This is a genomic window from Pseudomonas sp. XP2, from assembly GCF_053557975.1.
This window is the reverse complement of record NZ_JBNRIK010000001.1, coordinates 437,169-451,492: the sequence shown is the minus strand read 5'-3', so window position 1 is coordinate 451,492 and position 14,324 is coordinate 437,169. Positions and strand designations below refer to the sequence as shown.

Annotated in this window: 12 protein-coding genes; 2 read left to right on the top strand and 10 right to left on the bottom strand. The window is 61.8% G+C overall.

All coding sequences use genetic code 11. From position 1 onward, the window contains the following. Positions 1-10: 10 nt before the first annotated feature. From ACK1VC_RS01995 to ACK1VC_RS01970, 6 genes are all read right to left on the bottom strand, one after another. Positions 11-634 (bottom strand): hypothetical protein, encoded by a 624-nt coding sequence (locus tag ACK1VC_RS01995; protein ID WP_016489303.1) that lies wholly within the window; start codon positions 632-634, stop codon positions 11-13. A 10-nt stretch (positions 635-644) separates the two neighbouring features. Continuing rightward, the gene (locus tag ACK1VC_RS01990; RefSeq protein WP_016489304.1) at positions 645-2,078 is read right to left on the bottom strand and encodes a DotG/IcmE/VirB10 family protein; all 1,434 of its coding nucleotides are present in this window, start codon (positions 2,076-2,078) and stop codon (positions 645-647) included. Then, complete coding sequence (locus ACK1VC_RS01985) at positions 2,075-3,088, bottom strand: DotH/IcmK family type IV secretion protein (RefSeq protein WP_016489305.1); 1,014 nt, start codon at positions 3,086-3,088, stop codon at positions 2,075-2,077. Before ACK1VC_RS01985 ends, ACK1VC_RS01990 begins: the two co-directional genes overlap by 4 nt. 2 nt (positions 3,089-3,090) lie before the next feature. Continuing rightward, on the bottom strand, positions 3,091-3,855 hold the full coding sequence (locus ACK1VC_RS01980; RefSeq protein WP_016489306.1) for a DotI/IcmL family type IV secretion protein: 765 nt from the start codon (positions 3,853-3,855) through the stop codon (positions 3,091-3,093). Next, a complete protein-coding gene (locus ACK1VC_RS01975) occupies positions 3,845-4,111 on the bottom strand; it encodes a hypothetical protein (protein WP_016489307.1) in 267 nt (88 codons plus the stop codon). The genes ACK1VC_RS01980 and ACK1VC_RS01975 overlap by 11 nt, the downstream gene beginning before the upstream one ends. A gap of 849 nt (positions 4,112-4,960) precedes the next feature. Next, positions 4,961-6,493, bottom strand: coding sequence for an MFS transporter (locus ACK1VC_RS01970; protein WP_016489308.1), 1,533 nt, complete (start codon positions 6,491-6,493; stop codon positions 4,961-4,963). A gap of 280 nt (positions 6,494-6,773) precedes the next feature. Here ACK1VC_RS01970 and ACK1VC_RS01965 point away from each other — a divergent pair, with 280 nt between their 5' ends. Then, positions 6,774-7,637: a LysR family transcriptional regulator gene (locus ACK1VC_RS01965; protein ID WP_191087010.1), complete on the top strand. Its 864-nt coding sequence runs from the start codon at positions 6,774-6,776 to the stop codon at positions 7,635-7,637. A 68-nt stretch (positions 7,638-7,705) separates the two neighbouring features. Here the strand turns inward: ACK1VC_RS01965 and ACK1VC_RS01960 are convergent, their stop codons facing one another. The 3 genes from ACK1VC_RS01960 to ACK1VC_RS01950 all read right to left on the bottom strand — a co-directional run bounded on the left by ACK1VC_RS01960 (position 7,706) and on the right by ACK1VC_RS01950 (position 12,222). Next, positions 7,706-9,097, bottom strand: coding sequence for an amino acid permease (locus ACK1VC_RS01960; RefSeq protein ID WP_016489310.1), 1,392 nt, complete (start codon positions 9,095-9,097; stop codon positions 7,706-7,708). Positions 9,098-9,494: 397 nt separating this feature from the next. After that, a complete protein-coding gene (gudD, locus tag ACK1VC_RS01955) occupies positions 9,495-10,850 on the bottom strand; it encodes a glucarate dehydratase (protein WP_191087011.1) in 1,356 nt (451 codons plus the stop codon). Between the two features lie 19 nt (positions 10,851-10,869). Beyond that, positions 10,870-12,222, bottom strand: a complete 1,353-nt coding sequence (locus tag ACK1VC_RS01950; protein WP_016489312.1) for an MFS transporter — start codon at positions 12,220-12,222, stop codon at positions 10,870-10,872. 261 nt (positions 12,223-12,483) lie between these two features. On the opposite strand from ACK1VC_RS01950, the gene ACK1VC_RS01945 reads away from it, so the two are divergent. Then, positions 12,484-13,185 carry a FadR/GntR family transcriptional regulator gene (locus ACK1VC_RS01945; protein WP_016489313.1) on the top strand — a complete coding sequence of 234 codons (702 nt, stop codon included), beginning with the start codon at positions 12,484-12,486 and terminating at the stop codon, positions 13,183-13,185. Between the two features lie 79 nt (positions 13,186-13,264). Here the strand turns inward: ACK1VC_RS01945 and ACK1VC_RS01940 are convergent, their stop codons facing one another. Beyond that, the gene (locus ACK1VC_RS01940) at positions 13,265-14,275 is read right to left on the bottom strand and encodes a zinc-dependent alcohol dehydrogenase family protein (protein ID WP_016489314.1); all 1,011 of its coding nucleotides are present in this window, start codon (positions 14,273-14,275) and stop codon (positions 13,265-13,267) included. Positions 14,276-14,324 lie beyond the last annotated feature (49 nt).

Here is a 14,324-nt window from a genome sequence, read left to right as displayed (position 1 = left end):
ACGTCCTTGTTTAAAGAGCGGGTGAAGTCACTACAATACCGCTGTCGCGATCAACTGAAAGCACCTTCAATTCGCGCTGCACCGGTGGCAACGTGTCGCCGGCCTTTACGCTGTCTTCACTCTCACCATTCTTCACCCAGGCCCGGTGCCCGACCACGGCCTGCACTTTGTAGCCACTCGATTGCGGAATCGGGTGAGCGCTTCTGGCGTACCCCTGCGACGCGGCAGGTGCTGGCGCCCTGCGCGGCGGCTTGACGATTTCCACACGCTGACGGTTCTGCTCGTAGCTGTTCATGCGCTGGGCCAGCTGGGACATGCTGTTATCCAGGTTCTTGATCTGGCTCAGCAGCAGCTGGGTATTGCGCTGCGATTCCTCACGCACGATCTTCAGTTGCTTTTCACTGTTCTCCTGGGCTTGCAGGGCCGCTTGCGCCTGCTCCCTGGACTTGGCCAGCTCGATGCTCAGCACATCCATGCGTGGCTGTTGTGCCGACTGAGCCTGGATTTGCGCTGTGCGCTTGGCCTTGGCGACCGGCGACGAGGAGGCCTTGATCACGACCACGGCGACCACGATCAGCGCCACGAAGCTACCGGCAAAAACGCCTATGAGTTTTCCGAATGACCAGTTCTTCATGTCGAACTCCTTATCGAGATTGATCGTGAACGTCTTGCAGGAAGAACAGGCCAAAGCCTTTGTTCGCAGGTGTTGCGTAGGTAGCAGGACGGTTGAACCCACGGCGTACTTCCGACGCGATCGCGGTACCCATCTCGCCCACCGACGAACCGATGACCTGCTTGGTCGAAGGCTCGGTCGTGGTCTGGGCCACTACACCGCTGGGGCTGATGATCGTGGTACCTGCCGTCTGCTGGTAAGCCCGACCGTAGCCAGACAGCAGCGAGGCAGCCCCCAGGGCGAAGTAGCGCTCCATGGTGTGGTGGTCCTTGGTCTCGGCAATACCCTGCTTGGCATCATCCTCTCGCAGCGCCACGGCGCTGATGCGCATGGTCGGGCGGGAATCGTTCACCGGTGGCGCCAGAATGGTGAATTTCACACGGATGTTGTCCGGCGCCTGTTCGATCTTGCCGATCAGCTTGGAGCCGTTCCATTTGCCGCCACGAATGGTTGCCAGCACGTCGCCGCCGTCGTCGGTGTTGACCTCCGCATCCAGCGTGGCGTACATGATGGTACCGGTCTTGATGAGCAACTCCCGGTCGGTGTCACCCACGGCCTCGATGTCGTTGGGGTCCTTCTTGTTCTTGTCGTTGCCGGCACGCAACACGCCATCACGTTCGCTGCTGCCAGCACGCTCGGTCGGGTAATAGCTGACCGTGCTGAAGCTGCTTTTTTCGGCGAAGCCTTTTGCGCTTTCAGACTCACCCATCAGTTGCTTGATCGACTTGAGCGTCTCGGCCTTGAGCTCGTTGACGTACAGGTCGCGCTGCTGCTCGGCCTTTTTCAGCTGCTCTTCCAGGCGCAGGCGTTCCTGTTCATCAGACTGTGCGTTGCTCGCGCCGGCGCGCTGGTTCTGGGCGGCCTCGCGGGGCGGCTGCCCCGCCCCGACATAGATCGGCGGCGGCTGCATGCTGGCATCGTTGTACGGCTGCCCGGGCACATTGAACTGGGCATTCTGGCCACGGGCAGCATCCCTGCCGGTGGACTGAACGATATTGGGGTCGAAGCCAGGCTGGTACGACATGCCGCGCTCGGCAGCCTGCTCGGCCTCCAGCGAGCTTCGCTGGTTGCGACGCTCCGCCTCGGCAGCGGAAATAGGGTCGACCGACACCTCGGGCTGCGGTGCACGCGGGACATCCACCGTAGAGGCCTTGCCGACAGGTTCGTCCTTGCTGGTCATGCCGTTGTAGGCCAGCGCCCCCAGCGCAAGCACCACCAGGCCGGCCGCGATCAGCGACACCTTGCCCACACCGGAACCGAACACGGCGTGCAGATTGCGCTGCATCTCATCGGACTTGCGCGCCTTCTTCACGTGCGAGCCAGCCGGCCCGTCGCGGTCGGCTACCAGGTGCTCGTCCTCTTCATCGAAGCCCGAGTCGTTCGGCGGCATGTTGTGATCACTCATTGCAGATTCCCTTGCTCGATGAAGACGGTTACGGCTTGCCCGCCAGTCGTGAACGTGACGCTGTTCTGCAGGCCCGCGTAGCGATACACCGCCACACCGGTGGTGCTTCGCGCAGCGTTGGTGTAGGCCGGGTATTGCGCATCAGCCTTGGCTTTCACGTACATGTTCGGGCCATAGCTCCAGGCCTCGACGCCCTCCAGCCCGGTCACCTTCAGGCGATTGGCCTCTTTCGGCGGCACACCATCCAGGAAGTAGGTCAGCGCATCATCGATACCCGGCATCCTCAGCATTGCCACAGAAGCCGCAGCATCCGGATTACGCCCGGGCACCTTCGCATCCACGCGCATGTCCACTTCTTCCTGGCCGGCAGCCAGGATCAGGATGATGGGCGTGGCCAGCCCGCGCAGGGTGACGGTGACGTTGCCGTAGGCCGCCGCTGTGGCGGGGTCCAGGGTGAGGATGTTGGTCGGTGCGGCAGTGCCGTTCTGTCCGTTCTGACCGCCTCGCTCGCGCCCGTCGCTGAAGAGTTCGCGGTTGATCGACACGTTCTGAATCATCCATGGCTGCCCGGCATAGTCGGAGAACACGATCGACGACTGCTGCCCCTTGCTCAGGCGAACGATGGGTGGCGACACGCCCGGGTCCAGGTTCAGTGCAAGCGTGCGGGTCACAGGTTTGGCCGGGCTTATGTAGGCCGTGGCTTTCTGCTTTTCACGCTCCAGCCATAGCTGCTTGATCAGCTCTACCTGCGACGACGTCAGCTGCGAATCCTGAACGTCCTGTACCGTGTCGCTGATGACATCTTCCGGCCGCGGGTAGACCACTTGAGCAACACTGGATACTTGCCGGCCCAAGCCATTCATCGGTGGCTGGGGCGGAGCTTCGCCAGCTTGCGTCGCGCCAATCTGCCCCATGCCACCCTGGGCGGCCGGCGCTTCTGGCGCCTCGTTGGCAAATGCCGGCATGGCGATAGCGCTCGCAAGCAACGATGCGATCAGATGCTTCTTCATGGTCACTTCCTTGAGGTGTACGGCGACAGCTGAACAGAATCGACGGCGATGCCTTTGGTGTTGGTGGCCGAAGCGGGGATCTGGACGATGGTTACGGCTGCGAGGAAATCCTGGCGCGAGCGTGCTTGCTGATCACCGCCGACATAGAACTCGATGGCAATCGGCACCTGTACCACCCAGTAGTTCTGCCCGCTCGCCAGCACACCGCTTTCTTCGACCTGGGCCACCTGGGTGGCCATGGCCCGCAGGATCATCCGCCCCTTGAGCACGCGCTCCAGGTTGCCGGAATCGTCAAGCGTCTTCAGGAAGGCCTTGCGCCCCTCATCGGTGTACCAGCGCGCACCTGCGGCATTGAGGTTGGAGCGGTAGTTCACATAGTCGTAGGAGTACGAGTTGACCACCGCATCCTTGGCGTACTCGGCCAGCGTCGCAGGGGTGACGCGCGGGTTGCTTTCAGTGGAGACTTCACAGATGGCATGGTTGTCAATCGTCGGAATCCAGCGGTACTTCGGGTACCAGAACACCACCGCCGCGATGGTTACGCCGAACACGCAAGTCAGGGCCAGCAGCTGCCCCCAGACGCGCTTGTTACGGCGCTTGAGATCCAGGCACTCCAGCTGCAGACGCTTGACTTCCCTGACGGTGGCTGCGGCCTCACCGGGCGTTTCGTCCAGTGCCAGCTCCAGCAGCTTTTCTTCATCGGTGCCCCGCCGGGCCTGCGGCGCATCACCATCAGGGGTTCCGTGTTGGGTTTCCTTACTCGACATTGCGGATTTCCCCTGTCGTTCCGTCGTAAATGCAAATCGAGTCGGTTCCGTCATAGAACACGACATTTTCAAAATTCGTTTGCGTCACCAGCCAGATGGCGGCCACCGCTACACAAGGCAGCAAGCCGATGCAGGCCCACTCCCCGATATCCAGCAAAACACCCAGCAACCGGTTGTAGCGTCGTAGCGCGCGAACATCCACATCCTCGCCCGCACCGCTGCCCCATGACGTTGTGGTTGGTCCCAGTTCGTCCATATCTCGCTCCATGAAGCAGCATTTTCATCCAAGACTTAGAAATGTGCAACAGCGAAATTTTGACAGATTGGGTTAATACCTGCAATCCGCGACGCATTTCTGCACACCAATGTAAAAGCTTTTGACGCTAAATACCCAAAATAAAAGCGGGGCGCCGGCCAATACGGCCACGCCAAAATCAGGGCTATAGCCCTGATTACACTGGGGAAATCAACGAATTAGGTGGTGTTTACTGCACCTCGCCGGCATGCACAACAGCGCTGACCGGCCTACTCTAAAAAATTACCGTCGACCTATATTTTCGATGTGCAAAACCTGACCATTCGGACATTTAAAATGGCTGAAGTCAGCGGTCGGAAAAATGTGCGAAAAGCCCTGAAGGCCACGTAAACCGTGATCTCCAGCACCTGATCAGGAAGATCGGCAGGGTTGATGGCGGGGTTTGCAGCGTATCCTCCATGACAAACCTGAATCTTGGTCCAGCCCTCCTCCGTGAGTATCCATAGAACTGAGCGCTACTTTTACTAAAACCCTTGTAAAACAAGGGATAAATCCATTTTTAAGCCACACACCAAACAGTAGATTGCGGCAACCGCTGGCGGAATCGCCCGATGCTCAAGGGCGGTTTCTTCTACCCAAGGTACTGCCTTGGTATGGCGAAAACGTGATTTTCCACCATCTACACAGTTTTGTGCGATAGCGGCTTTTTGCCATCAGGACGGCAGATGGTGCTCATTGCACTTTGGCATCACTCAACAGGCCCGCAATCAATGACATTCGCCGTTCGAAATAGTTGAGGGCCCGGGAGAAATAATTGCAAAACGCTATCCTGTAACGCCGCGTGAGGGCTCACGCACCGTGCTCTGCCCACGCCTCCAGCTGCACTGGCGGGCGGCTCAGCAACACACCCACGACAATGGCAAACACCATGGCGGCAATGCCTGCGACGTGCAGCACGCTCTCAAAACCACCGATGAACGCCTGCCGAGCCAAGGGAGCAACCTCGGCACGCAAGGCGGGATCCAGCATGGCCAACGCGGCGGCCAGGTCACCGGCAGCCACTCGCGTGGCCATCGCTGTAACTTCTCCCAGGTGCGCTGGGGCCACCACTGCCATCGCCTCCTTCATCAACTGGCCGGTACGGGCGGCCAGCACTGCGCCCAGTACACCTATTGCCAGCACGATCGCGCCGAACCGCGTGGTGGTGCTCAGCCCCGACGCCATGCCAGTACGCTCACGGGGCACACAGGCCATGATGTTCTTCTGCGTATCGCCATTGAGCAGCCCGGCGCCCGCACCTAGCACCAGGCTGGCCACTGCAAACGCGCTGTAGCCGCCATGGTTTGCAGCCCAGGCACACAACAGGTTGCCTACCCCCACCAGCATCAGCCCAAGCGCAAACACCTGCGCAGCGCTGCAGTGCGCGGCCAGGCGCATGCCAACCCGCGGCATCAGCAGCATGGCCACGGCGAATGGCAACATGCCCGCACCCGCGGCCAGGGCCGACAGCTGCAGGCCGTTCTGCAGGTACAACGGCAGCAGGGTCATCATCACCTGGGCGCAAGCGGCGTAGGCGAACATGCCCAGCAAGGCACCGACGAAACGCGCACTGCGCATCAGCCGCAGGTCGATCATTGGCCGCTGCTGGCTGCGCTCGACCATGACGAACACGCCGAACAGGAAGGCGCTGATCACCAGCCTACCTAGCGTTTGCGCACTGCCCCAGCCCACCTGGCTGGCATCGATCATCGCCCAGATCAGGTAACCCAGGCCGCCGGCGAAAGTCAGGCTGCCCCATGGGTCGAGCCGGGCCGCCGCACTGTCGCGAGACTCATCGACGCTGTACAGCACCATGACCGCGAGCACTGCCACCAACGGCAGGTTGATGTAGAAGATCCAGCGCCAGCCCAAGGTACTGGCGATTATCCCGCCCAACAGCGGCGCGAAGGTGATGGTGGCACCCATGCAGGCACCCCAGAAGGCCCAGGCGCGCATGCGTTCCTGCGGCTCATGAAAGCGGTTGCCGATGGCGGCCAGTGCCGAGGTCAGCAACAACGCTGCCCCCACACCCTTGGCGGCCCTGGCCATGTCAAGGAACAACAGGCTTGGCGCTGCACCACAAGCCAACGAAGCGATGCCGAACAGCACCAGGCCGAGCAGCAGCATGCGCCGCCTGCCGAAGCGGTCGGCCAGGCTACCGGCAGGCAGCAGGCAGGCAGCAAAAGCCAGCAGGTAGGCGCTGACCACCCACTCGATATCGGCGAACGAGCCCGCCAGGTCACGGGCGATACTGGGCAGACTGACCGCGACGATGTTGGTGTCGAGAATGATCAGAGCGCAGACCAAGGAGGCAGTGAGCAGGGTGAAACGTGCAGAGGGCATGATAAGGCTCCGGAAGCAGAGCGGGTTGGCTTGGCGGTACGGTCAAATTGCAGCATCGCCGGGGGCTGCTTTGCAGCCCATCGCAGGCAAGCCAGCTCCCACAGGTTTTGCCTAACCTTCGCGAGCGGTGCAGCCCCCTGCAAAGCAGTGCCCGGCTATTCCACAAGCGGCCTTTACCCCCAAGCCACCAGCCTTGTAGTGTTGGCCTCAACCATAACGCCGCCAACCCAAAGCGTTGTTAGCCCCGGCGGCCTGCGTCATTACCCTGTAGGTAACACCCATGGAAATCCGCCATTTCCGCTATTTCCTCTGCGTCGCCCGTCACGGTCATTTCACCCGTGCCGCCGAGCAACTGGGGATCGCCCCGCCCACTCTCAGCCGCCAGATCCAGGACATGGAGCGCGAACTGGGCGTACGCCTGTTCGAGCGCAGCCAGCGCGAGGTCAACCTGACCGCCGCCGGCCAGGCATTGTTGATCGAGGCGGAGCACGCCGTGCGTCAGTTCGATGCGGCGCAACTGGGCGCACAAAAGGCCGCCCGTGGCGAAAGCGGGCGTATCGAACTGGGCTACGTGGCTTCAGCCGCCTACTCGGGCATGCTCCAGCAGCAAGTCAGCCGCTACAGCGAAACCTGCCCTGGCGTGCGCCTGAATATCCGTGAACTGCCCATGGCCGAACTGCCCGGCATGGTCCGCGACGGCTTGCTCGACCTTGCCTACGTGCGCTCACCGATGGAGCTGCCTGACGAACTGGAAGCCATCGCCTTGCACCAGGAAGGTTTCGTCCTCGCCCTGCCCGCCAGCTCGCGTATCAACGAAATACCGCAGATCCCGGCCTCGCGCCTGGCCAACGAATCCTTCATCCTGCCCGAGCAAATTTCCGGCACGCTGGAAGTGGCCGCGCAAGGTGGTTTCGTCCCCAGGCTTGGCCCACAACCCGGCAGCCTGGTGGCAGTGATTACCTTGGTATCACTGGGGCAAGGCGTTGCCGTCGTCCCGGAATCGGTGGTGCAGCGCATCAACCTGCCACAGGTGAATTACCGGCGGGTCGTCGATTGCCAAGCTAGCTCGTGGCTAAGCCTGGTTCACCGGCGCTTCGAGAAAGCGCCGGCGGTGATGAGGTACATCGAGATGATGACGGCCTGACCGTCGCCCTGAAAAACAAAGGGCACCCATCCTCGGGTGCCCTTCGCCCTACCGCCAGGTGAACTGAATCACCCCATCGACCGCGCCCCCACAGGTTGCACATGGCCGCGCGAGGTAACGATCCCCAGGAAGGAAATCACGATCGCCAGGCCCAACGTAGAACTTACCTCTACCCGGTGCTCGGGCGTGTACATCATCACCGCCAAGGCCCCGGCAATGAAGATGATCACCGCCCAGGTCAGGTACGGGAACAGCCACATGCGGAACTTCAGCTCGGTGTTCTCCCGCTCCAGGCGGCGGCGCATGCGCAGCTGCGAGATGGCGATGACCATGTACACCAGCAGGGCGATGGCCCCAGAGCTGGCCAGCAGGAACTCGAACACCCCCTTTGGCGCGAAGTAGTTGAGAACGGCGATAGCTGCCCCGATCAGGGTACTGCCAAACACGGCAGCGCGCGGTACGCCAACCTTGGAGGTCTTGTTGAGGAAGGCCGGGGCGTCACCGCGCTTGGCCAGGGAATACATCATCCGCGAAGCAATGTAGATCGACGAGTTCATGCAACTGGTCACTGCCACCAGCACCACCAGGTCGACCATGAACGCTGCGTTGGGAATGTTCATGATTTCCAGCGCACGCTGGTATGAGCCCACCACTGCCAACTGCGGATCGTTCCACGGTACCACCGAGATGATCACGAAGATCGACAGGATGTAGAAGGTGCTGATACGCCAGATCACCGAGCGGGTGGCTTTGGCGATGTTGCGCGACGGGTCGCTGGACTCGGACGCGGCGATGGTCACTGCCTCGGTGCCGATGAAGCTGAACATCACGGTGATGAACGCACCCACCACCGCCGACCAACCTTTCGGAGCGAAGCCGCCATATTCAGCCATCAGCCCGCTCAGGCCGCTGACCTCGCGGTTAGGCAACCAGCCCATCAACGCGGCAAAGCCCAGGCCGATGAAACCCAGAATCGCCGTAACCTTGAGGATGGCGAACCAGAACTCGAACTCACCGTATTTGGCCACGCTGAACAGGTTGGTGCAGGCCAGCAGCAGCACCGAAGCCAGCGCGAAGATCCAGCTGTCCACCTGCGGGAACCAGGCATTCAACACGTGCCCGGCAGCCAGCGCTTCGATAGGGATCACCAGTACCCAGAACCACCAGTACAGCCAGCCAATGGTGTAACCAGCCCAGCGGCCGATGGCCTGGTCGGCGTAGGTGGAAAATGACCCGGTATCAGGGTGTGCCACGGCCATTTCGCCGAGCATGCGCATGACCAGTACCACCAGGGTTCCGGCCACGAAATAAGAAACTATGGTAGCTGGCCCGGCCGCCGCGATGGCGTGGCCAGAGCCTACGAAAAGTCCGGCGCCGATGATGCCGGCGATGGACAGCATCGTTACATGACGAGGCTTGAAACCTTGTGCAAGGTTGCCATCAGATCCCACGGTGCTCATTGATGTTGTTCTCTTTTTGCTGACACAAGGATGGACGGGCAGGTGTAGGCGAAAATATCTCCTTTCAAATCAGTAAGTCGACAGGTTGCTCGCGCGCTGTTGTTGATCTTTGGCGCGCATCACAGAGCAACATGTCCGTGCGGTTCGGGCTTCATTTAAGCCTTGCAGGGCTGCGGGAAATTACACGAGAACGCCCCGGAACTGTTCGATCACGACAGGGCAGTTCCATTACCGCCAGATGTCGCGAATGGCATGCCCGATCGCGCCACCTCGCCATCTGGAGCTTTTGTTTTTCATCTGGATGTGGGTTGCCAGTGCCGGCCCAGGCGATTTCAGCTACTCACAAAAAAGCCCCGGTCACCCGGGGCTGTCTTTGCACTGCGGGCCTGTAACCGCCTCAACGCACCAGGCAAGGCCGCTTGTTATCGAAGCGCCAGCCCGGGATCAGAAACTGCATCGCCACGCTGTCATCCCGCGCCCCCAGCCCCATGTTGCGGTAGCACTCATGGGCCTTGGCCAACTGGTCCTCATCCAGCTCCACCCCCAGCCCCGGCCGGGCCGGGACCCGCACATGCCCGTCGACAATGCGCAGCGGCTCACGGGTCAGGCGCTGGCCGTCCTGCCAGATCCAGTGGGTGTCGATTGCGGTGATCTCGCCCGGCGCCGCCGCCGCCACCTGGGTGAACATCGCCAGCGAAATGTCGAAGTGGTTGTTCGAATGCGAACCCCAGGTCAGCCCCCAGTCATTGCACATCTGCGCTACCCGCACCGAGCCCTGCATGGTCCAGAAGTGCGGATCGGCCAGCGGAATATCCACTGCCTGCGACTGGATCGCATGGCCCATCTGCCGCCAGTCGGTGGCAATCATGTTGGTGGCGGTGCGCAGGCCGGTGGCACGGCGGAACTCGGCCATCACCTCACGGCCCGAGTAACCGTTCTCGGCGCCGCAGGGGTCTTCGGCATAGGCCAGTACGTGATGCTTGTCGCGACACAGGGCAATGGCCTCTTTCAATGACCAAGCGCCGTTAGGGTCCAGGGTGATACGCGCTTCGGGGAAGCGCTCGGCCAGCGCCGTCACAGCTTCCATCTCCTCTTCGCCACGCAGCACACCGCCCTTGAGCTTGAAGTCGCTGAAGCCATAGCGCTGCTCGGCCGCTTCGGCCAGACGCACCACCGCTTCCGGGGTCAAGGCCTTCTCGTGGCGCACGCGGAACCAGTCGTCATCGGCATCGGCCTCGTTGCGGTAGGCCAGGTCGGTGTGTTGACGGTCGCCGATGTAGAACAGGTAACCCAGCATCTTCACCGCATCGCGCTGCTGCCCCTCGCCCAGCAAGGCTGCCATAGGCACGTTGAGGTGCTGGCCAAGCAGGTCGAGCAGTGCCGACTCGATGGCCGTTACCGCATGTACGGTAATGCGCAGGTCAAACGTCTGCAGGCCGCGACCAGCCGAGTCACGGCTGGCAAAGGTCTGGCGCATGGCATTGAGCACGCGCTGGTAGTGGCCGATCGGCTGGCCGAGCACCAGGTTGCGGGCGTCTTCCAGGGTCTGGCGAATGTTTTCACCGCCAGGCACCTCGCCCAGCCCGGTATTGCCAGCGCTGTCGCACAGCACTACCACGTTGCGGGTGAAATACGGGCCATGGGCGCCACTGAGGTTCAGCAGCATGCTGTCATGGCCGGCCACGGGAATAACGCGCAGGTCGGTGACCACCGGAGTGCTGGTATGAACGGCGGGATTGGTCTGCATAGTCATGATTGTTGTCTCGCAGTCATCAGTGGGTATGGCCCAGGGCCGAGGGGGCCTTGAGGTCATCGGTAGGGGCGCCCTTGGGGCGAGTGCGTACAAAGAAGATGGCAATGGCCGCCAGCACCGAGGTCACGGCCAGGCCGTACAGCCCACCCTGGATCGAACCGGTCTGCTGCTCCAGCAGGCCGAAGGTGGTGGGGGCAACAAAGCCGCCGAGGTTGCCGACCGAGTTGATCAGGGCGATCACTGCCGCCGCGATGCGGGCATCCAGGTAACCCTGCGGGATCGGCCAGAACAGTGACGATGCCGACTTGAACCCGATGGCCGCGAAGCACACGGCGACAAAGGCGAACACCGGCCCACCGGTGGTGGACATGAACATGCCGATGGCGGCGACCAACAGGGCACCGGCTACCCAGGCCTGCTGGAACTTCCAGCGCGCAGAACCAGCGGCAAAGGCGTACATGGCCAGGATCGAGATCAGCCACGGGATCGAGTTGAAAAAGCCGACCTGCAGGTCGCTGAGGTCACCCATGCGCTTGATGATGCTAGGCAGCCAGAAGGTGGCAGCGTAGATGGTCAACTGAATGCAGAAGTAGATCACGCAGAACAGCACGATCTGGCGATCCTTGAGCAGGGTCCAGGCCGATGCCTTGACTGTACCAACGGCTTCACGCTCACGTTGCTCACGGTCGATGGCGGCCACTAGCGCGTCCTGCTCGGCCTGGCTCAACCACTTGGCATCTTGCGGCTTGGAATCCAGCCAGAAAAACACGAAGAAGCACAGTGCAACCGAGGCCATGCCTTCGATGAACAGCATCCACTGCCAGCCATGCATACCCAGGCCCTGAATCTGCATCAACGCCCCGGCCAGCGGCCCGGAAATCAGCGAAGCCAGCGCCGAACCGCTGAGGAAGATGGCAATCGCCTTGCCGCGCTCGGCGCCTGGCAGCCAGCGGGTGAAGTAGTAGATCACCCCAGGGAAGAAGCCCGCCTCGGCAACCCCCAGCAGAAAGCGCAGCACGTAAAACTGGGTTTCGTTTTGCACAAAGGCCATGGCCGTGGCTACCAAGCCCCAGGTGAACATGATGCGGGTCAGCCAAAGCCGCGCCCCCACCTTTTGCAGCAACATGTTCGAAGGCACTTCGAACAACGCATAACCAATGAAGAACAAGCCGGCGCCAAAGCCATAGGCCGCAGCGCTGATGCCCAGGTCGCTTTCCAGGTGCGGGCGGATGAAACCGATATTGACGCGGTCGAGGTAGTTGACGATGAACATGATGACAAACAGCGGCAGGACATGACGCTTGACCTTGGCCACGGCACTGGCCAAGGCGTCACTGTCGTGCCGGGCAGACGGAGTGAGGGTGTCGTTCACTTGCAAATCTCCCACTAATTGTTTTTGTGCGGGTCTGGGTTGTCTGACATGGCAGTGGGGATGAGCATATGCGTGGCGATGTTGTACGACAAGATCAACAATGTCGGTAAAACAGCAAAATACAAGCTGTCATAATGTAAACATGCTGCGATCTTTCAAAAACAGCGAAGCTAAACAGCAGTCTGAAGGCACAAAAAATCGGCAAAAAATAATTTGATGGTTTAACTTGTCGTACAAGTTAAGCGCGAAACGGATCACAGCATGGAACCCGAAAACGCCCGCAAGCACGGCCACAGCCGCGCCCATGACCTTGTCTCCAGCCTGACCCAACAGATTTTGCTGGGCACCTTCAAGCCGGGCGACAAGCTGCCTTCAGAGAACACGCTGGTGCGCGAGCACGGGGTCAGTCGCACGGTGGTGCGTGAGGCCTTGTCCAAGTTGCAGGCCTCCGGGCTGGTGGAGCCGCGCCACGGTATCGGTACCTTCGTGATGGCGCGCCAGGCCCAGGCCGGGCTGCGTATGGCAGCGGAAAGCGCGGCGAATGTGCGTGACCTGCTGGAACTGCGTATTGGCCTGGAAGGCCAGGCCGCCGCCCTGGCTGCGCTGCGCCGTGACGAGGGGCACCTGGTGCGCATGCGCCAGGCGCTGGATGACTATCAGGACCTGGCAGCCGCCGGCGACAGCTGTATCGAGCCCGACCGACGTTTCCACCTACTGATTGCCGAGGCCACCGGCAACCTGTACTTCACCGAAATGCTGCTGCACCTGGGCAACAGCCTGATCCCGCGCAACCGCATGGCCCTGGCCGAACGCGGCGGGGCGAAGCTGGCGCGGCAGGCGTACCTGGCCAACCTGGAGCACGAGGCAATCCTCAATGCCATCCGCCGGCAAGACCCGGACGCAGCGAGGGCGGCGGTCTGCCTGCACCTGTCCAACAGCCGCGACCGTTTGCTGCCGGGCTAGGGGCCGCTGCGCAGCCCTTCGCGGGTGCGCCCGCTCACACAGGTCCCGCGTATGGGCAGGGCCTTTGGGAGTCCAGCCTTCACCAGGTCAGGCAGATCTTGCCGAAATGCCGGTTGCTTTCCTGGTAGCGGAACGCTTCGACGATCTGCTCCAGTTCGAAGTGCTTGTCCACCACCGGCCGCAGGCCGTTGGCATCGATCGCCCGCACCATCGCCTGCTGCTGGGCGCGGCTGCCCACCAGCACACCTTGCAGACGAATCTGCCGCACCAGCGCCTGCACCAGCGGCAGCTGACCGGCCACGCCGGTAAGGATGCCGATCAGCGAGACATGCCCACCGATGCGCGCGGCAATCATCGACTGCTCCAGCGTCGCCGGGCCGCCCACTTCGATCACATGGTCGACACCGCGGTTGCCGGTGAGCGCGCGCACCTTCTCACCCCAAGCCGGGGTGCTCTTGTAATTGATCAGGTGGTCGGCGCCCAGGGCCTTCAGGCGCTCCAGCTTGGCGTCGCTGGACGACGTGGCGATCACGGTGGCGCCAGCCAGCTTGGCGAACTGCAGGGCGAAGATCGACACACCACCGGTGCCTTGCACCAGTACCGTGTCGCCAGGTTTGAGGTGGTCGTCGCTCATCAGCGCACGCCAGGCGGTGAGGCCTGCGGTGGTCAGGGTAGCCGCTTCAGCGTGGCTGAAGCCCTTGGGGGCCAGGGTGAACGCGGTGGCACGGGCAGTGACCTGCTCACGGGCATAACCATCGAGGCCGTCGCCGGGTACCCTGCCAAAGCCTTCGACGTTGGCCTGGCCGTCGAGCCAGTCGGGGAAGAAGGTGCTGACCACATCGTCGCCCACCTGGAACTCGCTGACACCTTCGCCCACCGCAACCACTTCACCAGCGCCATCGGCCATGGGGATACGCCGCTCGCTCGGGCCCCACATGCCGCTGACCACGGCAAAGTCGTGATAGTTGAGGGAGCTGGCGTGCAGGCGCACGGTGATTTCGCCGGCCTTGGGGGCAGCGGCCTCGCTTGTGCCGACCTCGACCTTGTCGTAGCCGCCGCCGGGTTGTACGTAGATGGCCTTGCTGGTCATGGGTGGGTCTCCGTATCAGAGGAAAGAATGGGGTTCAGCATAGACAGGT